We start from the raw sequence: 22,326 nt of genomic DNA, 5'->3' as shown, positions 1-22,326 counted from the left end.
CCTCGCTAACTAACCAAAAACACTATGCTATCGTTTGACGAGCTTTCCACTATACCTAGTCTGCTTCGTAATGTTGTAAAAAATATTCACAACCCTTCAGCCACTTTTCTCCTCGAAAAAGAGGATGGCAAGTGGAATGAGATTACCTATGAGCAGACGCTTTCCAGAGCCGACGCGATATCGGCATACTTCCTCGAAAGTGGGATAAAAAAGGGAGATCGAATGGGTCTTATGATTGAAAACTCGCCGGAATATGTTTATTACGATCAAGGTATTCAGCAAATTGGAGCTATCAATGTATCGATCTATCCTACACTAGCAGCACAGGAAGTAGAATATATCATAAACGATTCGGGCATCAGGGCGATACTGATTGGCAATGCCTTTCTGTTCCGAAAGATCCTAAAGATAGCAGGAGGATGTAAACGCCTTCAATATATCATACCGGCTTTTGATGAGTATGACAAAGTAGCGGTTCCGGACGACTTATCTGCGGAGGTCACTCCGCTTAAGCACATACTTCAAACGAAGGAAGCGTTGCTGCCTTCCGAGAAAGCTGCGATTGAAAAGCTTCGGGAGACTATTCAGCCCGCCGATATCTCATCACTTATCTATACCTCTGGCACTACGGGTACACCAAAAGGTGTAATGCTTTCCCACTATAACTTTGTGGAGAACGTAAAGGTATGTCTGGAGCAGATCCCTGTCATAGATGAAACCGAGACGTTCCTTTCTTTCCTCCCTCTGTCGCACGTGTTTGAACGGACAGCAACTTATCACGTCTGCTGTGCTCAGGGATGCAAGATCGCCTTTGCAGAAAGCCTTGAGCTGCTTGCCCGTAATATGGCGGAGGTGAAGCCTACAGTGATGAATTGCGTCCCAAGACTACTGGAAAAGATCCATGACAAGGCCATTAAGAGCGGAACTGCCGGGGGCGGGTTTAAGGCCAAAATCTTTACCTGGGCACTGGAAACAGGGCAACAATACCGACAGTCCAGAGCAAATGGCAAGAGCACCGGCCCTATCTTGTCAGCAAAGAAAGCCTTAGCCGAGCGGTTGGTTTTCAGTAAAATAAAGGAAAAAACAGGAGGAAGATTAAAATTTATGATCTCCGGAGGCGCTGCACTTCCAAGAAACGTTGGAGAATTTTTCGGAAATCTGGGCATCAAGATCCTTGAGGGCTTTGGACTTACGGAGACATCACCCGTGATGGCCGTTACGGAATATCACCGCCAAGTATATGGCACCGTAGGACGCGTCATACCAGGTATAGAGGTAGGCATACAGGACGTTGAGTCAAAAAAGATAGTCAGCATTCAAACACATCATAATTTCAACGAAGGTTACGAGTGCGCGGAAGGGGAAATTATTGTTCGTGGACATTGTGTAATGCAAGGTTATTTTAATAAGCCCGCAGAAACGGCGCAGGCTATCGATAAGGACAATTGGTTTCATACAGGAGACATAGGCCGCTTTTATAAAGGCAACTTGCAAATCACCGATCGTCTAAAAAATATGATCGTGAACGCTTACGGGAAAAACGTATACCCCACTCCAGTGGAAAACATCTATTTAAAGAGTCTGAAAATAGACCAGTTATTTCTTATTGGCGACAAACGTGAGTATCTCACTGCGATAATAATTCCAAACAAGGAAAATCTGCAAGAGCAGTTCGGGCTGAGTGAGTCATTCTTTCAGCAGCCCGAGCAGTTTATCGAAGACCAGGAAATCATCAGCTGGATTGCTAAAGATATCAAAGCACTTTCTGCCGAGCTTGCAAAATTTGAACAGATCAAACGCTTCAAAATTAAACGTACGCCGTTCAGTATAGACGAGGGCGAAATCACCCCTACTCTGAAAGCCAAACGAAAAGTAATTGAAACACGCTATTCGGCGGTCATCAACCAGATGTATGCGGAAACCAGCGATCTGACCTGATCTTTGTTATCATGCATCGAAAATTCTGGCAAATGCGTATTTTCGCATAATTTTTATTATATACAAGTAGCTATAAGGCCTCGCCTTATATAAAAAATATGAGTACAGGATTGTCAGAACTTGAGCTTCTACGCAGAAGTTCATTGAGCCAGCTCCGTGAGCTAGGCATTAACCCCTACCCCGCCGAAGCATTTGAGATAAATGCGAACGCCGCAGATATACTTGCCAATTACGAACGGGACAAAACGGCCTATAAGAACATTACACTTGCTGGCAGGATCATGTCGCGCCGGATCATGGGAAATGCATCGTTCGTAGAACTTCAGGACTCCACTGGCCGGGTGCAACTTTATTTGCGACGCGACGACCTGTGCCCCGAAGAGGATAAGACTTTATACAATACCGTCTTTAAGAAACTCATGGATATCGGGGATTTTATCGGTATACAGGGCTTTGTGTTCACTACCCAAACTGGTGAGATATCGGTACATGTAACTTCTATGAAACTGTTGTCAAAGTCTCTGAAACCTTTGCCTGTCGTGAAAAGGGATGAGGAAGGACATGTTTACGACGGCTTTACAGATCCTGAGCTGCGGTACAGACAGCGGTATGTTGACCTTACTGTTAACCCCCATTTTAAACAAATCTTCATTAATCGCTCCAAGGTGATTAATACTATGCGTAATTTCTTCGACAGCCAGGGCTGGATGGAGGTTGAGACGCCGATTTTACAGCCCATACACGGGGGTGCAGCAGCCCGGCCTTTTGCTACACACCATAATACGCTGGACATGCCTCTATATCTGCGTATCGCTAATGAGCTGTATCTGAAACGCCTGATTGTGGCCGGATTTGACGGTGTATACGAATTCGGCAAAATGTTCCGTAACGAGGGCATGGACCGTACCCATAACCCGGAATTCACGGCTATGGAGATATATGTAGCCTATAAGGACTATATATGGATGATGGATATGGTAGAGACCTGCCTTGAAAAGGTGGCACTTGCTATACATGGCACGCCGGTAGTAAAAGTTGGTCAGCACGAGATCAACTTTGAAGGCCCCTACGAGAAGCTTACCATGTACGAATCCATCGAGAAATACGCTGGAATTGACGTCTCCGAGATGACGGAAGACGAACTGAAGGCTGTGTGCGGGAAACTTGGTGTTGAGATTGATGCAACGATGGGACGAGGCAAACTGATTGATGAGCTGTTTAGTGAAAAAGTGGAAGCAAACCTTATTCAGCCTACTTATATCACCGACTATCCGATTGAGATGACCCCATTGGCAAAGAAGCACAGAAGCAAGGAAGGCTTGGTAGAACGATTTGAACTTTTCGTAAACGGTAAGGAAATCGCTAATGCCTATTCGGAACTTAATGACGCCATTGATCAAAAGGAGCGCCTGGTGGAACAACTGAAACTCGCAGAACGGGGCGACGACGAGGCCATGGCCATGGACGAAGATTTTGTTCGTGCGCTTGAATATGGCATGCCACCAACATCAGGTCTTGGTATCGGTATAGACAGGTTAGTGATGTTAATGACCAATCAGTCGACCATTCAGGAAGTCTTGTTCTTCCCGCAGATGAGGCCGGAAAAGAAAGCCAAAGTAACTTCCGACCAGGATTTTGTTGAGGCCGGGATTCCGGCAGAATGGGTTGAGGCTATCCGCAAGATGGGTTTCAATACTATCGAAGACCTCAGGTCCGCAAACCCCAACAAAGTGTTTAATGATCTTGGAGGAATGCGAAAAAAACTAAAACTTGACCTCGTCATGCCAACTAAGGACGAAGTAACAGCCTGGTTCAGTTAACAAAAGTTTAACAATTACATAAAAGCCTGCTAGCAAAATTGTTAGCAGGCTTTTTTAGTTTTACTGCGAATAAACTATAACGACTATGTCCACACTTGAAATCAACGAAAGCGAATACTGCATAAAACTTAGCAAAGAAGAGTTTGATCTTACGCTAATACGCCAGCTGATCAAAAGAATTCAATCCGAAAGACTATTTTTCCAGAAGAAACAGGAACTTTACGATGAAGACATCGTAAGCCGGGTATCCGATTTTGACGGACCAGAAAATTACGACAGACTAAGCGAGAAATAACTCCATCAGCTTATCTGTACCTGATCTGCTGCTGTCTGTCCAACATACCCAGCTGATCTTTCATCTGCTTGATCTGATCTGCCAGGAGTTTATTTTTATCAGCTTTCTTGGCTTCACTCAGATACATCTGCGCCTCACGTTTATTGCGCTTTGCCATGGCAATCCCAGCCAGACTCAGCTTTGCCAATGCCACATTATGATCCATATGCAGTCCGAGCGAGAGGGACTTCTTGAAATACTTTTCCGACTGCATAGGTGCCTTTCTGGATTCGATAAGCCCAATCAGGAGATTATAATAACCATGCTGCACCCGTATCAGTTCTTTCTCGTAATTTTTAATGCGGCGAAGAAAACCTTCGGCTTTATCCAGATTATCCTTTCTAAGGAACCATTGTGCCAAAAGCATCTTTTCATTGAAGAAATATGTCACAAAAATGAGAATACTCAATAATATTCCTAGTATACCCCAACCCCAGAAACTAAGAACCATTAACGTCACAGAAGTCCCTAAGACTACAAACCCTAAAATCAGTCGAACTATGTTTGGCATATACTTAGTATTTTTTTGCAAATATCGCGTTTATATTACTAAAAGCAGATTTAATTTGTAATTTAAACATGCCGGAAAAACGCCGTATCTGCAATGAAATATGTCTTTACTTTATGCCTATTATTTACCTTTATGAGCCTGGGAGCACAAACCATTAACAAAACAGCCTACAATGAACCGCTCGGCAGACATATCCTTATCGACTTATGCACCAGAGACAGCGTCGCCAATTTTCCGGACATGAGAGAGCGATATGACGCAGAATACTCCGCTTACCTACCAGACTCGCTAGTTCTATCTGGATTACAGTCGCGGTTAAATGATACACATATTACCCTTGTTATGGGTACGTGGTGTGGAGACAGCAAGTCGCAGGTTCCCCGTTTCTTTAAGATTTTGGATCTGCTGGGATTTGATGAAAAACGTCTCACGATTATATGTGTAGACGGGTCTAAAAAAGCCAGCTCAGGTCTGCTAAACAACCTCGATATCAAACGTGTCCCTACATTCATTATCTACGACGATACAAAAAAGGAGCTCGGCAGAATTGTAGAAACACCACATGTCACCCTGGAAAAAGACTTGCTAAATTTGGTCTTAGAGAAATAACATGGCAGTAAACCTAGAAAGCAGCTGGCTGAATGTCCTCGAAGAGGAGTTCAGCAAGCCATATATGGCTGATCTTAAAACCTTCCTTGCGGAGGAAAAAGCGAGCGGAAAAACCATATATCCCAAAGGGAAAGATATTTTTAATGCGCTTAACCACACCCCCTTCCATGCGGTAAAGGTGGTTTTAATCGGACAGGACCCTTATCACGGACCGGGACAGGCTCATGGACTTTCATTCTCGGTTCAGAAAGGAGTAGCAACACCGCCGTCATTACGAAATATCTATAAAGAACTAAGCGAGGATATAGAGGGCTTCCAAATCCCCGCCCATGGAGAACTTACGAAGTGGGCGGATGAAGGCGTTCTTCTGCTAAATGCTACGCTGACCGTTAGAGCCCATGAACCGGGATCGCATCAGGGTAAGGGCTGGGAAATATTTACAGACACCGTCATTTCAAAACTTTCTGCCGGGCGCGAAGGCATCGTGTTTATGCTATGGGGCCGCTTTGCACAAAACAAAGCCGCGCTCATAGACCCAAGCAGACACAGCATTCTTACCGCTGCGCATCCCTCACCATTCTCGGCCCACAGCGGCTTTCTAGGATGCAGGCACTTTTCAAAAGCAAACAGCATTTTATCCGACAATGGAAAATCCCCTGTCGACTGGCAAATCACCTGAGCTTAATACGCCAAAGGAACAATAGGTTCCTTTTTCGTGGTAGACATGATCATCATGGTCTGGAAAGTCTTAACAACGGATATCTTACTGATCTTATCCATAATCAGTCGCTCATACGCTTTGATATCGTTTACGTAAACCTTTAGCAGGAAGTCAGCCTGTCCGGTGACATGATGACATTCCGTAATTTCTTTGATCTGATTCACCTCATCAAGAAAAATCTGGATCGTGTTGTTCTTATGAAAATCCAGCTGAATCTGGATGAACGTTTTGATACCCAGACCCAGCTTTTCCTCGTCTACCAAAGCATGATAGCTTTTGATATAGCCGGACTGCTCTAGTTTACGGACACGTTCCAAAGTTGGTGCGGGAGATAAGCCAATTTCCTGGGACAACAGCAAATTGGTAATTCGCCCATTTTCCTGAAGTAACTTAAGAATCTTAAAATCAGTCTTATCAAGTTCCACTGCCATAATTTTATTGTGATAGCTCAAAGATAGAACAACGTGATATTGAGACCAAATTTAATTCTAAAATGATTGTCATAATTTCCATGATATTTCATAGGATAATTTTTAGATTTGTCTAACAAAATAAGATAGCAACGCCTAATTACAATTTACTTGTGTCAGCACAAAACAATGAATCATTAAGTGAGGTGCACCAGAGTGTGGAGACGGGAAGACGCACCGGCTGGCGGCGGATTTTATCCTTTCTTGGCCCCGCTTACCTCGTCAGCGTAGGGTATATGGATCCGGGCAACTGGGCTACCGACATCGCAGGCGGCAGCAAGTTCGGCTACAGCCTGATTTGGGTGCTTTTAATGTCGAACCTGATTGCGCTTCTATTACAGTCACTCAGCGCCCGCCTGGGTATTGTGCGTGGTCTGGACCTCGCACAGGCCTCGCGGAAAGGCTATCCCCGCTGGATCAATACACCTTTATTCATTTTAGCCCAAACAGCCATCATCGCCTGCGATCTCGCCGAAATCATTGGCATGGCCATCGGCTTGAACCTTTTATTTGGCCTGCCGCTTATCTGGGGGATATCGATTACGATATTTGACACTGTCCTCCTCCTTTTCCTGATGAATAAAGGCATGAGAAAAATGGAAGCCTTTATCGTTTCCATGGTATTCATTGTAGGCATCTCGTTCCTGGCTGAGATGTTCATTGTAAGACCCGCGCTGGGTGATATCGCTAGAGGCTTTGAGCCCTCTATGCTGTCGGGCGACGCGCTATATATCGCCATAGGTATTATCGGAGCTACCGTTATGCCCCATAATCTTTATCTCCACTCTTCGCTGGTGCAGACAAGGAAATTTGAACGGGATACGAAAGGTATCAAAGAAGCACTCAAATTCAATTTCATTGATACTGCCGTAGCGCTCAACCTCGCCTTCTTTGTGAACGCAGCAATACTTATCCTTGCCGCCACCGCCTTTTTCAAAAATGGCATGCACGAAGTTGCCGAGATCCAGGATGCTCATAAACTACTGCAGAATATATTTGGAGACACTGCCCCGGCGTTGTTTGCAATTGCACTGATTGCCGCCGGGCAAAGTTCTACGGTAACCGGTACCCTTGCCGGACAAATTGTTATGGAGGGCCACCTGAAACTTCGCATTCAGCCTTGGATGCGCAGGCTCATCACCAGAATACTTGCCATTGCACCTGCATTTTTTACGATCCTATATTTCGGGGAAGACGCACTTGGAGGCCTGCTTATCCTGAGCCAGGTAGTCCTCAGTTTACAGTTAGGCTTTGCCGTTATACCGCTCATTCACTTTACGTCTGATAAGACCGCGATGAAAGGTTTCGCCATTAAGCCATGGGTTAAGGCACTCGCATGGATCAGTTCGGCCGTCATCGTAGCGCTGAACGTTAAACTGGTTGCCGAAGAAATCATCTCCTGGGCGGGCGAAGGCGAATGGTATGTTTATTGGATCGTCTTACCGGTTACTATAGCCATCGGTTTGCTCTTGCTTTTTATTTTTATCTATCCGCTGATAAATAAACGCAGTGTACCGTCAGGAACTGCCCCGCATGGCGACGCCATTGCTATAAAAGAAATTGAAAAAATCAACTATAAGCGCATTGGCGTAACTGTCGACTTTTCAAAATACGACAGGAACACGATAAGACATGCTTTAATGCAAGGCGGAAAAGATGCTCATTACCACTTCATCCACGTAGTGGAAACCGCAGCGGCGCGTTATCACGGCGACTCGGCGCTCGACAATGAGACACAAAGTGATGCAGAGAATCTTGAGAAATACAGGCTTGACGTGATGAAGCTCGGTTACCAGGCTAGCATTCACATCGGTTACGGGGCCGCAGTAAAGGAGATTGTTGACATCAGTAAGGCCAATAAACTGGAACTGCTCGTCATGGGGGCCCACGGTCACCGGGGAATAAAAGACATTATCCTTGGAACCACGCTTAACGCCGTACGTCATAAAGTCACCATTCCTGTACTCATTGTAAGATAAAATCAGGATATTTGATTGATCTTATGAAAACGAACGACATTCAGATAAAGAACAAGCGAGCATATTTTGATTACCACATTGTAGAGAATTACCAGGCTGGTATTGCCCTATTAGGGACAGAGATAAAGGCGATCAGACAAGGCAAAGCGAATATGTCTGACGCATTTTGTATGTTCATCGGCAACACCCTTTATGTCCGTAACCTGCACATCTCTGAATATAGCCACAGCTCCTTTCATCATCACGATATCAAGCGCGACCGCGTATTATTGCTGCATAAAAAAGAACTCAAAAAGTTGAAGCAAAAAAGCGAGGAAAAAGGATATACCATTGTACCGCTGCGCATATACACCAACGACAGGGGTTTTGCGAAAATTGAAATAGCGCTGGCGCAGGGTAAAAAAGAATATGACAAGCGCGACACCATTAAAGAACGTGAATCTAAACGCGAACTTGACCGTGCAATGAAGTTCTGATTACCAGGCCTGATCGCCAACGAGAGGCACAAACCGGAAGGTATCCAGTTCAATCCGGTCATATTCCGTCTCGCTCACCCGTATTACGGTCACCATCTTCTGCGCATGTTCATCGCCTACCGGTATCACCAGGATACCGCCCACCTTAAGTTGCTTCAGCATGATTTCCGGAACAAAGGGAGCGCCTGCAGTTACAATGATCTTATTATACGGAGCGTGTTCAGGAATACCCTTAGAACCATCGCCAAAGAAAAAGTTCGCTTTATATCCCATACCAGGCAGCACGCGTATGGTATGCTTAAAAATGTTTTCCTGCCGCTCAATCGTATAAACCTCAGCACCAAGTTCCATCAAGATACAGGTCTGATACCCTGAACCGGTTCCGATCTCAAGTACCTTATCGCCTTTTTTTATATGAAGAAGTTCGCTCTGATAAGCCACCGTATACGGCTGCGAAATGGTTTGCCCGTCACCTATCGGAAACGCAATATCCTTGTAAGCCTGGTTCCAGAAAGTCTCGTCAAAAAAGAAATGCCTGGGCACTTTTCCTATCGCTGCGAGTACTTTCTTATCGGTAATTCCTCTTGCCTCAAGGTGCGACACCAACTTTTTCCGGGCACCTCTTTCTCTGTAATTATCGACAAATTTATAAGCCATTGCACTCCAAAAATACCGATTTTTATCGACACCCCGAGGCCAATCTACCCCATACCTTAATACGGATCTACATCTGTCTGGAAGAGAATACCTTTAAATTTGCCGTCGACCTGAAATTCTGTTAAAACCTCTGTAAGCAGTGTCTTGGTTCTCGAGATAGAGGTTTGCTTATCGATCTTGATGATGACCTGTTTGATATAATAGTTCCTGACACGAGCCACAAGTGGCTGTTCCGGACCAAGCACCATATTACCCAGGCGCGCCCGTAGCATCACGGCAAAATGCTGCGAGGCGGCATTGAGCACATCCGCGTCTTTATGTCTCATGGTCACGAAAATCAACCTGCAAAATGGCGGATAGTTAAACTGAAACCGCTCAGCCATCTCATCCTCGTACATCTCCTCGTAGCGGTTTTCTCTCACCTGGTTCAGCACGCGATGCTTATCGTTATACGCCTGAATGATCACCTTACCCTGCTTATCCCTGCGGCCCGCTCGTCCGGCAACCTGGGCAAGCAACTGGTAACTTCGCTCAAAAGCCCTGAAATCAGGATAGTTCAGCAAGGTGTCGGCGTTGATTACGCCAATCAGCGTTACGCCGTCAAAGTCGAGCCCCTTTGCCACCATTTGTGTCCCGATCAGGATATCCGTTTTCTTTTCCTGAAAAGAAGAGATGATCTTTTGTAAACCATTCTTGGTACGCGCGGCGTCCACATCAAGCCTTGCAATGCGAGCCTCAGGAAAGATCAGACTCAGCTCCTCCTCAATACGCTCCGTCCCAAAACCTTTTTGCTCAATATGCACAGAGCCGCAGGCGGGACAAATATTTACGCTGCTCTGGTAATAGCCGCAATAGTGACAGTGCAGTTTACCACTCGTTTTATGAAAGGTGAGGGAGACATCACAGTTTACACACTTAGGCGCATATCCGCAGGTCGCACAAATCAGGATGGTGGCATAACCGCGCCTGTTTTGAAACAGGATCACTTGCTCCTTGCGTTCCAGTGCTTCGGCCATCTCGTCTACCAGTTTACTGGTAAAATAGGACACCATCTTTTTGCGCTTGGTTTCTTCAGAGATACTGATCACCTCCTGCAACGGTAGCTGTACCCCGCCAAAACGGCTCTTCAGTTTTACCAGCCCATACTTGCCCTCCAAAGCGTTGTAATAGCTTTCGATGGATGGCGTAGCCGAACCCAAAAGCACTTTGGCCTGGTGCAGGTGACCGAGGTAAATGGCTACATCCCTGGCCTGGTACCGAGGCGAAGGATCATGTTGCTTATAAGACGACTCATGTTCCTCGTCCACAATAATCAACTTCAGGTCCGTAAATGGAAGAAATACCGCAGAGCGCGCTCCGAGCACCACACGATACTGGCCATTCAGCACCTTATTCCATATCTCTACACGCTCGTTATTATTAAATTTAGAGTGGTAAACCCCTATCGCGTCGCCAAAGTAACGCTGGATTCGCTCTACAATCTGTGTTGTCAGCGCTATCTCGGGTAACAGGATCAAGGCCTGACCACCGCGCTCGATAGCATTTTCGATCAGCTTGATGTACACCTGAGTTTTTCCCGACGAAGTGATCCCGTGAAGCAACACCACTTCCTTCGTCAACATGGAGACTTCGACCGCCTCCAGGGCCTGCTTTTGCGCTTCGCTCAGCTCGAAATTCAACACAAAGTCGTCGCCCCCCTCCCTTAGCCTGCTTACAGCCCGCTTTTCAACAACGAAAATCTCCTTTTGCACCATAGTTTTCAGTGCAGCCTCCCCGCAGCCACTCTCCTCCAGCAACTGGTGCTTAGGTATCCCATCCTGGCTTCTGCTAAGTTTGATATAGGCCAGCAATGCATTTAATTGTTTAGGTGCCCGCTCCAGAATGGTAAAGAGTTCTTTCAGATGCGCCTCGTCTTTATAAAAAGGATTCAAAGTAACGAACGATCTGTAAAGCGGCTTATATTTTTCTAAAACCTCCTCAGCAATGTAAATGAGGTCTTTAGACAGCAGCGAATTGATGATGGGATAAACTTTTCTCTGACCAAGCAATGCAGAGATATCGTCGACCGTAAGCCGCGTCCGCCCCCGCAGGGCCTGCAAAAGTACCTGCTCCTTCTCGTTAAGCAGTTCATTCCCCCATTCAGCATCCTCTTTCAGTACGATAACGGTCTCGCTGGCAAGCTTCAGGCCTGTCGGCAAAGCGGCCGCCATCACGTCTCCCTCATTGCAGAGGTAATAGCCGGCTATCCAGTCCCACAGACGTAATTGTTCGGGAGTAATGATTGGATGCTGATCTACCACATCAATAATATACTTCGCTTCGTATACGTCCGGCGCCCTATGCCCTATGCGCTTAACCAATGCAGTATATATCCGGTTTTTGCCAAACTGCACCACCACCCGCTTACCCACCGCCACTTGATCATTTAAATCAAAGGGCACACGGTAGGTATAATTAATAGACAGTGAAAGCGGCAGTATAACCTCTATGAAAAGTGTTTCTTGCTCTTCAAAATCACTGTTAATGAGATCAAGCATCGGCCGACGTTTTCAACGCAGATAGAAAAAGCATCAACCAGCCGGCAATCAGCAGTACACCCCCGATCGGTGTAACGGGACCCAAATATGATGCGAACGCGAACCCGGTAGCACTGCGTGTGGCAAGCAGGTACAGCGATCCTGAAAAAAGTACGATACCAGATACAAAGCAACGGTAAGACCACCTCACAAGGGTACTCCGGTTGCCAGATTTCGAAAGAAACAATAATACCAGTGTGTGATAAAACTGATACTCAACAGCCTTTGCCCAGGTAGCTAATTCCGCTTCGCTGATCAAGCTTTTGAGTCCGTGAGCCCCAAAAGCACCAAGAACTACGCTCAATGCGCCTAATAAGGATGCGGCAACCAGGATTTGCTTATTCATTATAAAAGCTTTTGTCGAACAAAATTACTCAGTTTTAGCTAAGTTTGCGTATACAGCAAATGAAAAAGATTCTAATCCTGATATTACTGTTACTAACGGCCATTGTCGCAATGGCTTACTTCTATTTTTCCGCGTTAAATGCCGACAAGAAGAATAGTGACGGCAGCCTTTACGCCATATCGCAGCATGCCGCCTTGGTGTTATGTTTCCAGAACGATAAAAGCATTACCGACATCCTGGGCGACCAGCCCATCCTGCAGCAAGTGCTGGGGTCAGACAAATACAACGAGCTCAAGTCGATCGGAAACATGCTCATACAGTCGCAGGCAGCAGTTCAGGCTGTCGACAAACAGAATATCTATATCGGTCTGATTCCTGAGAAAAAAAACCTGACCTTCCTATATGTTACGCAGATAAACAGCGAAAGCAACCTGACTCAGGTAATAAGCGAACTAGGTGGCAAAATCAACGTTACCCTGGAAAAAGATCGGTACAAACTAAATCTGTCGGACACACTCACCTGTTACCTAACCCTGCGCGAAAACCTTCTGTTCCTTTCTCCCTCTTCCGCAGTACTGAACCAGGCGCTGAGTAGAACTCTGGAAAAAGACAACCCATTTGGGGCTTATATCAGGTCGACAAGCCGGATCTCAAAAAACAGCCTAGCCGAAGTGCATATCAATTTTAACCAGTTACCCGCTGTGCTTAAGTCGACCATGCCTGGAAACCTAAGCGGAGAACTTGCCGTACTCAACCATATGGACGCCTACACCTCGCTTATTTATAACTATAGCGCAGAGAAATTGTTGTTGAATGGCAGTACTCAGGTTAACGGACGCGATAGCTACTATGCCTTATACCGGCATGTACCACAAAAGGTGACGATCACAAACATACTACCGGAAAATACGGCCAATTACATTGTGTACACCATACTGCAATATGGCAGGTGGCGAGAGGAGCTAAACAAGTGGCTAACTGGCACGAGCAAAGGAAAAACTGCGCTCGACCTCACTGCGCAAATCAGCGAGAAATACCATCTCGACCTGGAACAGACCTTTCCGAGATATTTCACCAACCAACTGATCACCTTCCAGCTAAGTACTTCAGAGAAACTTGGCGCCATAGCATTGAGCAATGGGGAAAAACTGGGCCAGCTTTTACTCGATCTGAGTGCAGAACACAGCGACGATATCCGCATCTTCAAAGAGTCTGATCTGCTTTTTTCTTTTTTTGGCGAGCCCTTCAGAAATTTCAGGCGACCATACTATACGATAGTTGACAATTACCTGATTTTCGCGAACTACGCCAGTACGGTCCAGGTTTTCCTGAACAACTACAGGAACAACCGTTTGCTCATCAACCGCCCCAACTACCTGGCCGCGATAAATCAGTTGCCCAACAGCTCGTCTATCATGTTTTATTCCGATCTTGATAACTCTTCAAGGATTATACTGAGAAATATCTATCTTCCTTATTTTAAGCACTTGCGTCAGGAAAGCATGAAAGATTTCAACGCCTTTATATGGCAGATGAGCGGCGAAAACGGGAAATACCAAACGAACGTACTGATGACAAAAAAAGCTCCGGCAGACAGTCTTAGTCAAAATTCCTTAGCTTTAACACCATAGTATGTTTCGTATGACCAAGGTGTTCGTCCAAACCTCGCTTCTTCTTCTTTTATCCTGCTCTTTGCGCGCGCAGCAATATGGTCTGTTTGGCACCGGAACATTATTCGACGGCTTCGAGAACCCTGCACAAAAGACCTTTAAGCTTGATTCTTCCCGCAAGTTTGCATCCAATTTTTTCCTGCCTTATTTCGGTTTAAAGTTTCAGAACCGTGGTAACGAAACCTTCTTCAGGGAGCTGATCAACACCGGTCTGTATGATACCTCCAATATACCTCTTGGTACCGGAGAGATGAACACCGGCGTCCAGAGCAGCAATATCTATCTGGCCACCCTAAAAATATTTCATTCCTATAAATACCACAAAGAAATCGGCTTGTCCTGGCAAGTAAAAACCGACGGGCAACTAGACTACACAAACGAAACACTTGCTGTTCTTGAAAATTACAGGCGACTAAAAAACAGCGGAATTAAAAATTTCGATGATGCCTTTAACAACAAAGGCTGGTTGCAGTCGTACCACCAGTTTAGTCTCAGCTACCGCGAAAACTACACCAAACGATTGGCCTTTGGCATTAAACTAAGTCTTTTAAGCGGCATCTCGCATAATAAGCTGAACATTCAGGAATCGGGCTTTGCGACTTTGGGCGACAGCGATACCATTGCGGTCAGGCTGCGGGGAATCTATCAGGGAAGTTTCCTGTACTGGGACGAAGTAAGCAAAAAAACACTTGTACCAACCTTTAAGAGCCCTGGCGCGTCGATTAGTCTGGGAACAACCTATACCGCCAAAAACGGCGTTTTCATCATGGGCAACATCAAAGATCTCGGCCTGATCCGATGGTCGCGAAGCTCGGTTACCGCCAACTTCGATAAACTGCTGCTCATAGACACCGCAACGAACACTGCACGCGATATTGAAAACAAGATTACTGATGTTGTCATTGATGTGCACAAACGAAAACGACATTACACCCCTACCAACGCCCGGGCCGATTTTATGATTTCGAAGCCATTCTGGCTTGGCTATGGGCGATTTAGCTATACGCCCGGAATCATTGCATCTAAGAACCTTTTCTATAAAGGTGGTGATGCTGCCTGGGTCAACAAGTTCCAATACAACGACTTTGCCCTTTCACTGATACCGGCATACAACTTTAATAATTTTACGTCGCTTGGTATTCAAGGCCTTTATAAAACGGCAAACTTTGAAGCCTTTGTGGGATCCGATAACCTGTTTAAAACAAGTTCTGATATCCCGGGCGCCATCAAGGCTACGCTCAACGAAAACAGGGGTCCGTTAAACGCCTCCGTCTATATGGGATTGAGCATCAAGTTCGGTCGCACGGTAGAACACCCGCAAAACAGCAGCACCATGCCCGGTATAGAAAACATCAGAAGACGTTAGTCTATCTCTTTTTCGGCGCGGTTACCACGAAGTCCTTCAGATAGAAGGGTTCAAAATAAGCTACATCTTCAAATGCTCCAGCTAAAAAAGCCTCATTGGCTAGTCCGCTTATTCCGGCGGCCGAATTATAGTTACACAAATGAAAGGCAGCGTTCTGATGCTGGATGACGTCTGCACACTTGACGGCACCATCGCCTATAAAAGCAATGTTTTGTGTCTCCAATAGCACCCGGTAACTTTCCTCATCTATAATCCGCGCAAGCACCGGCTCTGCCTCCTGCAGGGAAGAATCAAACAAGGCCGTAAAAACCTCCATCCTGCGTGCGTCGATCATCGGGCAGATCAGTCCCTGGTAGTCTGGTTGTTCTGCCAAAAAACCAGCCGCCATCATTTTTAGGGTATCTATGCCAATAAGCGGCTTATCCAGCGCAAAGCACAGACCTTTGGCGGTAGACACGCCAATGCGTAAACCAGTGTAAGAACCTGGGCCCTTACTCACTGCCACTGCATCAAGATCGGCGAATGCCAGGCCTGCTGCGTCCATCGCTTCCTGTATGAATATTGTTAGACTGGAGGCGTGGATGTTATTTGCGGCCAGTTCCTTCAACGCAACTGTTTGTCCGTTTACGGATACCGCCGCCGAGCAAACCTGAGTAGCTGTTTCAATTTGTAGTATAGTAGGCATCAGATCGAAATTATAGTATAAAGTTTACCACTCATGGAACGGGATCGTGCCCGTGCTTTCCCCAGGGGTGACATCTGCCAATGCGTTTCAAAGTTAACCATCCGCCCTTAAAAGGCCCGTATTTTTTAATTGCCTCTATGCCATATTGTGAGCAGGTAGGTGTGAAGCGGCAGCTTGCACCTAAAAGTGGCGATAACAGCCATTGATAAAGCTTTATCAGCACCAGAAACAGCCAGCCTACAACGCTATTGATCAACTTTATCATGTAAACGTTTAAAAACCCCGATCATCTTTTTCTCGAACATCTCAAAGTCATATATGGCTTTGCCGATGTACTGAACCGATAGCAATAGTAATTTAGGCTGATCCTGAAGCTGTGGATAGAGCAGCTCAGCTTTATTGAGGCGATAGGCCTCGCGGCTTCGCCTTTTGATCAGGTTGCGGTCGACCGCCCGCTTATATCTTTTCTTGGAGACATTAATTAGAACCTGGCAAGGATATTTGCTTTCCTGATCTGCCAGCAGGTAAGAAACCCGAAAGGGATATAACAAAAAAGAAGAACCGCTTTTGAACAGTAAGTCAATTAACTTCTTACTGCACAACCGTTCTTCTTTTCTAAATGTGTTCATTTTGATCGCTTATTTGCAGACTATCCTGATCTGCTTACATCCTTTAAAGGATTGCCGCAATCAAAATTATGCTTTGTGACGACGCTCGTCAGAAACTGTCAATCTTTTTCTTCCTTTTGCACGACGAGAAGCCAATACCCTTCTCCCGTTTGCAGTAGCCATTCTTTCGCGGAAGCCATGTTTGTTTCTTCTCTTTCTTTGCGAAGGTTGGAATGTTCTTTTCATAACTGTATTATATGTTAGACTATTTTTTAAATAAGAGGTGCAAATATAGTTTGATTATTTTCCAATTGCAAATGGAATTGGATTTTTCTACATACCAAGTGCGGCCTTAAGTTTTATATAGCCGGTTTTACTCACGGGCAGCCAAATATCCGACTTTAAAAGGACAATATAGCTGTCTTTTTCCTTGAGCTCAATGCGGGTCACCTGACTCAAATTGATCATATACGAACGGTGGATCCGGATAAACATGCCAGGATCGAGCGTGCGCTCAAAAAAACTCATGGTCTTGTTCTTTTGAAATACGCCCTCCCCCGTACTCAGCTTCACGTAATCATCGTCGGCCTCCAGGTAATGGATATCCGAAACCGCAATAATTTTAATAACGCCGTTCTTTTTCACCACCACCCTGTTGTGCTGGGCCGGACTGAGCGCCGCAGCGTCAAGAAGCTGCTGAGCTGAGAGCGGATCCATACCCCCTAGCCTGCCTGGTATTTTCTGCATAGCCTGGTCAAACCTGGCCCTCTCAATAGGTTTCAACAGGTAGTCCACGGCATTCACCTCAAAAGCTTTAATGGCATACTCATCAAAAGCCGTCGTGAAAATCACGGCAGGCGGCTGCTCTACCAGTTCCAGCATTTCGAAACCATTTATTTTAGGCATCTGTATATCCAGGAAGATGAAATCAGGTTTGTGTTGCGCAATGGCCTTGATCCCTTCAAAGCCATCGCTGCATTCCGCCACCACCTCTATATCCGGGAAATCACTCAGATAATGTTTTACAATATCCCTGGCCAGCGATTCGTCGTCAATTAATAATGTCCTGATCATTTCTTTGAGGTATTTTAAGCGTTGTAATAAAAAGGTTGTCGGCAGTAGCCCGCGTACCAAGCAGATTCTCATCGGCAAAGAGCAAATAAAGCCTCCTCTTGATAGCCGAGAGTCCAAATCCGGTTCCTCCGGTAGCTTTCATTTCCGGGTCGAACGGATTGCTGGTCTCAATAATGAGTACATCATTTTCCATGTACACCCGCATAACTATGGTAATGGCCGCTGAGGTATTGTATAGTCCAAACTTGATCGCATTCTCTACGATCGGCTGCAGCAAAGTTCCAGGCAGTTTAAAGTCAAGCGTCTCTTCTGCCACAGAAATATCGAGGTTGAGACGGTGACTGAACCTGACCTTCTCAATATCCAGGTACAACTGGATATATTCCATTTCTTCCCGTACGGCAACCCAAACCTCGTCGTCGCGTTTCAATGTCCCGCGTAAAAAAGCTGCTAGACGTGTGATCATCGAGCCCGCCTCTTTAGGATTAACAATCGTAAGCGCATAAACTGAATTGAGACTGTTGAACAGGAAATGTGGCTGCAGCTGATGGCGAAGTTTGTTAAGTTCGGCCTCGCGGTACAGGTTCTGTGCGGCAAGCAGGCGCTCCTGGGTGGCCGACTGATCCTCGAGTCTGTACCACAAGATACTGGCCAGCGCACACCATGCCAGGAAAACAAATATGACGATAAACCTCACAGTGAGTGATAGTTTGAGGAAACTTACATAAGTTAAATCGGCGCCGAACAAAGCATGCAGCGCAACTTTGCTGATCACCGTGATGATTAGCGCCAGCACCACCGTGAGCCCCAGCACAAAAAGAATGGTTTCGTCTTTAGGCTGGTAATAGCCAAGCAAACTACTTAAACAGATACAGGCCGCCGCAAGCAAACCGCTCGTAATCATACTATCGGCTACTGATATCGCGATACTGAAATTGAGCGAATAATAAAAAAGCAGCGCAAATACAGACACCCATACCAGCAATATGGTTGTGGCTACTTTTTGTATTCCCCTAACCGATAGCGGACGTCTCGTCATTGCAATAAGAAAGCCTTTCGCTGATCCATTTCATTCAGAAAAGACTCCACATCGGCCGGTTCATGGACAATAGAAGCAACCTCAGCTCCGTCAGCCGGCTCGTCGATTTCATGTATACCGGCTACACCAATAAACCTCCACTCCATCAGCTGGCCCTGGCAGTTTAGAAATGGCTTGTGAAAACTGTGACCCTGTACAGAAGCCTTACTAAAAGCCTCTCCCGCGTCTTCAGCAATCATCAGCCTCAGCTGTTCGTCGAACTGCGTTTTATAGTTGCCCTCCGAGCAAACGATTTCATAGATGTACTTAACTAAAAACCATTTCATCGATTCTAAATTAAAAGTTCCTGATATCAATCCCGCCAAACAGCGCCACACCTTTAAGCACGAGTGTTTTACGAGGCTCCGTAATAATCACGCTTGCGCCCCGCTTGTCATCTATACCGCCGAAAATTGTCGTGACTTCCGATTTGATCTCCCATCCCGCAGGCACGATCAGCTTCATGCCTCCAAAAATAGCCACCACGTCGAGCTCCACGGTACCCGCAAAGTCTGCCTGCGTCAAATTTACGTCGGCCCCGCCAAAAACCGCCGTAACGTCTCCCCCTTTAAAGTTTTTCGAATAAACATTCTGATGGCTGCCTCCGAATACGCTGACCGAATCCAGCACATCCGGATCGCCTTTTTCAGACTGTACCGTTTGCTCGTCCACAGGACCCGGGCGTCCCCACCTTCTTCCCCATTTGGGATGGTGCTGACTTTTGGGCTTAACGATCAAAAACACGCCCAGACTGATAAAAATGGCCGCAAAGTAATATTTAGACAAATCGTACGCCGTAACCTCTTCAATAGTAAATACCGCACCTATCAACACCAGTATAAACCAAGCAAAACCCTGGAACCTGCGCTTGTAGCCAACCAGCAGTCCGACAAGTATCAGCAGGCTATGCCAGCTCACCACCCAGTGAGGGATATCAACACCCAGATTCTGAAGGAGAAACACCAGCCCGATACCGAGTATGATCAGTCCGGTCCATATGCGGCTGCTGCTGCTGTTTAAACTTTTATGACATCTTTCCATTTCTAATTATTTAATGCATCAAAATTAGGCAAGCGCGCAGCAGGCGGAAATAACTAATCAGCGCAGCAAGTATAAACATCGGTAAACCACCGCATATGTCCGGTGAAACAAATCTCCCGCCTGTATGGCCACATGCTATTGCTTTGCTTTGAGCAGATCGCGGATCTCTGCCAGTAACACTTCCTCTTTAGAGGGCGCAGGCGGCGCCACCGTGGGAGCAACCTCTTCTTTACGTTTCAGGGCATTGATGCCTTTGATCATTAAGAATACAGCAAGGGCAAGCAACAGGAAATTGATACCTACGGTAATAAAATTGCCATATGCGAAAACTACTACATCCTGAGCGTTTCGAGCGTCTGCAAGCGGCATTCCATCAGCCACGCTACCTTTGAGCACTACATACATATTGCTGAAGTCTACCGATCCGATCACGAGCGAGATAACCGGCATAATGATGTCCTTGACTAGGCTATCGATGATCTTACCAAACGCACCACCGATAATCACCCCCACTGCCAGGTCCATAACATTCCCTTTTATCGCAAACTCTTTAAATTCCTTAACAAAGCCCATAATGATATAAATTATTATCTTCGAAATTAAGAATTCCCGTGAACTAATAATAATCATTAATCAATATTCGCGTCGCTATAAGCCCCGGTAACAGACACAAAAAATACCCCATACTGTCGTAATTAAGGTATCGTTAGTAATCGCTCCAAAGATATTCCAATATCTTTAGCATTACGCCTTCTTCCCGTAGTTATCCCGACCTTATGCCGAACCGTAGGGAAGCCATTCTGTATTATTATTAAAATGGTGTTTGTACTGATAAAATATGTATTTTTGAGCGGGTATACAAGACCGTTTATTCGATTCTATGTTAAAACAACACTTACAACAAAAGTTACTTCAGAAGCTGTCTCCGCAGCAGATACAATTTATTAAACTGCTTCAGGTACCTACCGTTGCATTAGATACACGTATAAAAGAGGAACTTGAAGAGAATCCGGCCCTTGAAGACCCAAGCCTGATGATCGCTGAAGAGCCGAAAGGTGAGTATGACGATCTGAACGACAGTCCTGAAGAATATGAGGGCAGTGACGACTCAGCCGATGAGTTTAACGTAGACGACTATCTGCAGGACGATGACGTAAACGACTATAGTACTTCTTATAATAATAGTGATGATGACGAAGAGAAGAAGGAAACGCCTATCGCTATTGAAAGTACTTTTTTCGAAAGCCTGCAGGAGCAGTTGGACCTTGTGCCTCTGTCCGATCAGGACTTTATCATAGGCAAGCAGATTATCGGCAGTCTGGATGATGACGGCTACCTGCGTCGACCGGTCACTTCGATGATCGACGATCTTGCCTTTTCCCAGAATGTAATGGTGGAAGAGGAAGATGTGCTGGAAATGCTGAAAGTGATTCAAAGTTTCGATCCCCCGGGCATAGCGGCAAGGGATTTACAGGAGTGCCTCACATTGCAGCTCAAGCGTAAGGATATCAATAACCCGATCATTCAGAAAGCCATCGTGATCGTTGAAAACTATCTGGACGAATTTACCCGCAAGCACTACGATAAACTGGAGAAAGCCCTGGGCTTAAACAGTGAGGACCTGAAAGAAATTATTGCAGAGATACTGAGATTAAACCCAAAACCCGGAGATTCTAACCAGGTTACGACCAAGCAATTGCAGATCATACCTGATTTTCATATCACCAACAACGACGGTTCGCTGATCCTGACCCTTAACTCTAAGAACGCACCCGAACTGCGTGTAAGCCGTTCATATATTGACATGTTCGACCATTACGATAAGGCTGCCCAAAAGGATAAGAAGATGAAGGAGGCGGTACAGTTTGTAAAGCAAAAGCTCGACTCGGCGAAGTGGTTTATCGACGCAATTAAACAAAGGCAGCAAACCTTGCTCAAAACGATGAATGCCATTATGCAATACCAGTATGAGTATTTGCTGACGGGAGATGAACGCAAGATGCGGCCAATGATCCTTAAGGATATCGCAGACAAGATCGACATGGATATTTCTACGGTGTCGCGCGTGGCCAACTCTAAGTATGTGCAGACCGAGTTTGGTACTTTCTTATTGAAATCGTTCTTCTCCGAAGCTATTCAGACCGAGAGTGGCGAGGAGGTTTCAAACAAGGAGGTAAAGAAGATCCTGGAAGATTGTATCAGCAATGAGGATAAACGTAAGCCTTTGGCCGACGAAAAACTGACGGAAATTCTCAAAGAACGCGGTTATAATATTGCACGAAGGACCGTAGCCAAGTACCGCGAACAAATGAACATACCGGTGGCACGCCTGCGTAAGGAACTGTAGATTATCCAACCTAGCACAAA

Annotated in this window: 24 protein-coding genes; 10 read left to right on the top strand and 14 right to left on the bottom strand. The window is 45.8% G+C overall.

Annotated features, from left to right (window positions below):
• Positions 1–24: 24 nt before the first annotated feature.
• The 3 genes from J3P40_RS08245 to J3P40_RS08235 all read left to right on the top strand — a co-directional run bounded on the left by J3P40_RS08245 (position 25) and on the right by J3P40_RS08235 (position 4,053).
• Entirely contained in the window at positions 25–1,938 is a 1,914-nt protein-coding gene (locus J3P40_RS08245; RefSeq protein ID WP_256004516.1) for an AMP-dependent synthetase/ligase, read from the top strand.
• Positions 1,939–2,036: 98 nt separating this feature from the next.
• Positions 2,037–3,758 carry a lysine--tRNA ligase gene (lysS, locus tag J3P40_RS08240; RefSeq protein ID WP_256004514.1) on the top strand — a complete coding sequence of 574 codons (1,722 nt, stop codon included), beginning with the start codon at positions 2,037–2,039 and terminating at the stop codon, positions 3,756–3,758.
• 85 nt (positions 3,759–3,843) lie between these two features.
• Entirely contained in the window at positions 3,844–4,053 is a 210-nt protein-coding gene (locus tag J3P40_RS08235) for a hypothetical protein (protein WP_256004512.1), read from the top strand.
• 10 nt (positions 4,054–4,063) lie between these two features.
• Here the strand turns inward: J3P40_RS08235 and J3P40_RS08230 are convergent, their stop codons facing one another.
• Positions 4,064–4,603: a DUF2892 domain-containing protein gene (locus J3P40_RS08230; RefSeq protein ID WP_256004510.1), complete on the bottom strand. Its 540-nt coding sequence runs from the start codon at positions 4,601–4,603 to the stop codon at positions 4,064–4,066.
• Between the two features lie 132 nt (positions 4,604–4,735).
• Here J3P40_RS08230 and J3P40_RS08225 point away from each other — a divergent pair, with 132 nt between their 5' ends.
• Together J3P40_RS08225 and ung are read left to right on the top strand one after the other, a co-directional pair.
• Entirely contained in the window at positions 4,736–5,212 is a 477-nt protein-coding gene (locus J3P40_RS08225) for a thioredoxin family protein (protein ID WP_256004507.1), read from the top strand.
• A gap of 1 nt (position 5,213) precedes the next feature.
• Positions 5,214–5,891 carry a uracil-DNA glycosylase gene (gene ung / locus J3P40_RS08220; protein WP_256004504.1) on the top strand — a complete coding sequence of 226 codons (678 nt, stop codon included), beginning with the start codon at positions 5,214–5,216 and terminating at the stop codon, positions 5,889–5,891.
• 2 nt (positions 5,892–5,893) lie between these two features.
• Here ung and J3P40_RS08215 read toward each other — a convergent pair whose 3' ends face one another.
• Positions 5,894–6,364 (bottom strand): Lrp/AsnC family transcriptional regulator, encoded by a 471-nt coding sequence (locus J3P40_RS08215; protein ID WP_256004501.1) that lies wholly within the window; start codon positions 6,362–6,364, stop codon positions 5,894–5,896.
• A gap of 152 nt (positions 6,365–6,516) precedes the next feature.
• Between J3P40_RS08215 and J3P40_RS08210 the strand changes: the two genes are divergently transcribed.
• Positions 6,517–8,382, top strand: a complete 1,866-nt coding sequence (locus J3P40_RS08210) for an Nramp family divalent metal transporter (protein ID WP_256004498.1) — start codon at positions 6,517–6,519, stop codon at positions 8,380–8,382.
• Positions 8,383–8,405: 23 nt separating this feature from the next.
• Positions 8,406–8,858 (top strand): SsrA-binding protein SmpB, encoded by a 453-nt coding sequence (smpB, locus tag J3P40_RS08205; protein WP_256004495.1) that lies wholly within the window; start codon positions 8,406–8,408, stop codon positions 8,856–8,858.
• Here the strand turns inward: smpB and J3P40_RS08200 are convergent, their stop codons facing one another.
• From J3P40_RS08200 to J3P40_RS08190, 3 genes are read right to left on the bottom strand one after another with little or no spacing between them, the layout of a single operon-like run.
• A complete protein-coding gene (locus J3P40_RS08200) occupies positions 8,859–9,515 on the bottom strand; it encodes a protein-L-isoaspartate(D-aspartate) O-methyltransferase (RefSeq protein ID WP_256004492.1) in 657 nt (218 codons plus the stop codon). It abuts the gene before it with no gap.
• 56 nt (positions 9,516–9,571) lie between these two features.
• On the bottom strand, positions 9,572–12,052 hold the full coding sequence (gene priA / locus J3P40_RS08195; protein ID WP_256004489.1) for a replication restart helicase PriA: 2,481 nt from the start codon (positions 12,050–12,052) through the stop codon (positions 9,572–9,574).
• Positions 12,045–12,437 (bottom strand): DUF423 domain-containing protein, encoded by a 393-nt coding sequence (locus J3P40_RS08190; RefSeq protein ID WP_256004487.1) that lies wholly within the window; start codon positions 12,435–12,437, stop codon positions 12,045–12,047. The genes priA and J3P40_RS08190 overlap by 8 nt, the downstream gene beginning before the upstream one ends.
• 59 nt (positions 12,438–12,496) lie before the next feature.
• On the opposite strand from J3P40_RS08190, the gene J3P40_RS08185 reads away from it, so the two are divergent.
• Together J3P40_RS08185 and J3P40_RS08180 are read left to right on the top strand one after the other, a co-directional pair.
• Positions 12,497–14,068: a hypothetical protein gene (locus J3P40_RS08185; RefSeq protein ID WP_256004484.1), complete on the top strand. Its 1,572-nt coding sequence runs from the start codon at positions 12,497–12,499 to the stop codon at positions 14,066–14,068.
• Positions 14,069–14,078: 10 nt separating this feature from the next.
• Complete coding sequence (locus J3P40_RS08180; protein ID WP_256004481.1) at positions 14,079–15,473, top strand: DUF5723 family protein; 1,395 nt, start codon at positions 14,079–14,081, stop codon at positions 15,471–15,473.
• A 1-nt stretch (position 15,474) separates the two neighbouring features.
• Here the strand turns inward: J3P40_RS08180 and tsaB are convergent, their stop codons facing one another.
• The 9 genes from tsaB to mscL all read right to left on the bottom strand — a co-directional run bounded on the left by tsaB (position 15,475) and on the right by mscL (position 20,532).
• Positions 15,475–16,158, bottom strand: a complete 684-nt coding sequence (gene tsaB, locus J3P40_RS08175) for a tRNA (adenosine(37)-N6)-threonylcarbamoyltransferase complex dimerization subunit type 1 TsaB (protein WP_256004478.1) — start codon at positions 16,156–16,158, stop codon at positions 15,475–15,477.
• Positions 16,159–16,189: 31 nt separating this feature from the next.
• Complete coding sequence (gene yidD, locus J3P40_RS08170; protein ID WP_256004476.1) at positions 16,190–16,423, bottom strand: membrane protein insertion efficiency factor YidD; 234 nt, start codon at positions 16,421–16,423, stop codon at positions 16,190–16,192.
• Positions 16,404–16,787 (bottom strand): ribonuclease P protein component, encoded by a 384-nt coding sequence (gene rnpA, locus J3P40_RS08165; RefSeq protein WP_256004474.1) that lies wholly within the window; start codon positions 16,785–16,787, stop codon positions 16,404–16,406. Before rnpA ends, yidD begins: the two co-directional genes overlap by 20 nt.
• A 66-nt stretch (positions 16,788–16,853) precedes the next feature.
• Positions 16,854–17,012 carry a 50S ribosomal protein L34 gene (gene rpmH, locus J3P40_RS08160; protein ID WP_013632808.1) on the bottom strand — a complete coding sequence of 53 codons (159 nt, stop codon included), beginning with the start codon at positions 17,010–17,012 and terminating at the stop codon, positions 16,854–16,856.
• A gap of 87 nt (positions 17,013–17,099) precedes the next feature.
• Entirely contained in the window at positions 17,100–17,840 is a 741-nt protein-coding gene (locus J3P40_RS08155) for a LytR/AlgR family response regulator transcription factor (protein WP_256004471.1), read from the bottom strand.
• Positions 17,818–18,879: a sensor histidine kinase gene (locus tag J3P40_RS08150; protein ID WP_256004469.1), complete on the bottom strand. Its 1,062-nt coding sequence runs from the start codon at positions 18,877–18,879 to the stop codon at positions 17,818–17,820. Before J3P40_RS08150 ends, J3P40_RS08155 begins: the two co-directional genes overlap by 23 nt.
• The gene (locus J3P40_RS08145) at positions 18,876–19,205 is read right to left on the bottom strand and encodes a DUF4288 domain-containing protein (protein ID WP_256004467.1); all 330 of its coding nucleotides are present in this window, start codon (positions 19,203–19,205) and stop codon (positions 18,876–18,878) included. The genes J3P40_RS08150 and J3P40_RS08145 overlap by 4 nt, the downstream gene beginning before the upstream one ends.
• A gap of 10 nt (positions 19,206–19,215) precedes the next feature.
• Positions 19,216–19,959 carry a LiaF transmembrane domain-containing protein gene (locus J3P40_RS08140; RefSeq protein ID WP_256004465.1) on the bottom strand — a complete coding sequence of 248 codons (744 nt, stop codon included), beginning with the start codon at positions 19,957–19,959 and terminating at the stop codon, positions 19,216–19,218.
• A 135-nt stretch (positions 19,960–20,094) separates the two neighbouring features.
• Positions 20,095–20,532, bottom strand: coding sequence for a large conductance mechanosensitive channel protein MscL (gene mscL, locus J3P40_RS08135; RefSeq protein WP_256004463.1), 438 nt, complete (start codon positions 20,530–20,532; stop codon positions 20,095–20,097).
• Between the two features lie 307 nt (positions 20,533–20,839).
• Here mscL and rpoN point away from each other — a divergent pair, with 307 nt between their 5' ends.
• Positions 20,840–22,306: an RNA polymerase factor sigma-54 gene (gene rpoN / locus J3P40_RS08130; protein ID WP_256004461.1), complete on the top strand. Its 1,467-nt coding sequence runs from the start codon at positions 20,840–20,842 to the stop codon at positions 22,304–22,306.
• Positions 22,307–22,326: the final 20 nt, after the last annotated feature.

Origin of the sequence: Pedobacter deserti (assembly GCF_024436415.1) — a bacterium.
In the GTDB taxonomy this organism is placed as follows: Bacteria; Bacteroidota; Bacteroidia; order Sphingobacteriales; family Sphingobacteriaceae; genus Pedobacter; species Pedobacter faecalis.
The sequence above is the reverse complement of the archived record's forward strand: the minus strand, read 5'-3'. Positions and strand labels throughout refer to the sequence as shown.

Coding starts and splice junctions, on each gene's coding strand:
- J3P40_RS08245 (WP_256004516.1), top strand. CDS start 25: ATGCTATCGTTTGACGAGCTTTCCACTATACCTAGTCTGCTTCGTAAT.
- lysS (WP_256004514.1), top strand. CDS start 2,037: ATGAGTACAGGATTGTCAGAACTTGAGCTTCTACGCAGAAGTTCATTG.
- J3P40_RS08235 (WP_256004512.1), top strand. CDS start 3,844: ATGTCCACACTTGAAATCAACGAAAGCGAATACTGCATAAAACTTAGC.
- J3P40_RS08230 (WP_256004510.1), bottom strand. CDS start 4,603: ATGCCAAACATAGTTCGACTGATTTTAGGGTTTGTAGTCTTAGGGACT.
- J3P40_RS08225 (WP_256004507.1), top strand. CDS start 4,736: ATGAGCCTGGGAGCACAAACCATTAACAAAACAGCCTACAATGAACCG.
- ung (WP_256004504.1), top strand. CDS start 5,214: ATGGCAGTAAACCTAGAAAGCAGCTGGCTGAATGTCCTCGAAGAGGAG.
- J3P40_RS08215 (WP_256004501.1), bottom strand. CDS start 6,364: ATGGCAGTGGAACTTGATAAGACTGATTTTAAGATTCTTAAGTTACTT.
- smpB (WP_256004495.1), top strand. CDS start 8,406: ATGAAAACGAACGACATTCAGATAAAGAACAAGCGAGCATATTTTGAT.
- J3P40_RS08200 (WP_256004492.1), bottom strand. CDS start 9,515: ATGGCTTATAAATTTGTCGATAATTACAGAGAAAGAGGTGCCCGGAAA.
- priA (WP_256004489.1), bottom strand. CDS start 12,052: ATGCTTGATCTCATTAACAGTGATTTTGAAGAGCAAGAAACACTTTTC.
- J3P40_RS08190 (WP_256004487.1), bottom strand. CDS start 12,437: ATGAATAAGCAAATCCTGGTTGCCGCATCCTTATTAGGCGCATTGAGC.
- J3P40_RS08185 (WP_256004484.1), top strand. CDS start 12,497: ATGAAAAAGATTCTAATCCTGATATTACTGTTACTAACGGCCATTGTC.
- J3P40_RS08180 (WP_256004481.1), top strand. CDS start 14,079: ATGACCAAGGTGTTCGTCCAAACCTCGCTTCTTCTTCTTTTATCCTGC.
- tsaB (WP_256004478.1), bottom strand. CDS start 16,158: ATGCCTACTATACTACAAATTGAAACAGCTACTCAGGTTTGCTCGGCG.
- yidD (WP_256004476.1), bottom strand. CDS start 16,423: ATGATAAAGTTGATCAATAGCGTTGTAGGCTGGCTGTTTCTGGTGCTG.
- rnpA (WP_256004474.1), bottom strand. CDS start 16,787: ATGAACACATTTAGAAAAGAAGAACGGTTGTGCAGTAAGAAGTTAATT.
- rpmH (WP_013632808.1), bottom strand. CDS start 17,012: ATGAAAAGAACATTCCAACCTTCGCAAAGAAAGAGAAGAAACAAACAT.
- J3P40_RS08155 (WP_256004471.1), bottom strand. CDS start 17,840: ATGATCAGGACATTATTAATTGACGACGAATCGCTGGCCAGGGATATT.
- J3P40_RS08150 (WP_256004469.1), bottom strand. CDS start 18,879: ATGACGAGACGTCCGCTATCGGTTAGGGGAATACAAAAAGTAGCCACA.
- J3P40_RS08145 (WP_256004467.1), bottom strand. CDS start 19,205: ATGAAATGGTTTTTAGTTAAGTACATCTATGAAATCGTTTGCTCGGAG.
- J3P40_RS08140 (WP_256004465.1), bottom strand. CDS start 19,959: ATGGAAAGATGTCATAAAAGTTTAAACAGCAGCAGCAGCCGCATATGG.
- mscL (WP_256004463.1), bottom strand. CDS start 20,532: ATGGGCTTTGTTAAGGAATTTAAAGAGTTTGCGATAAAAGGGAATGTT.
- rpoN (WP_256004461.1), top strand. CDS start 20,840: ATGTTAAAACAACACTTACAACAAAAGTTACTTCAGAAGCTGTCTCCG.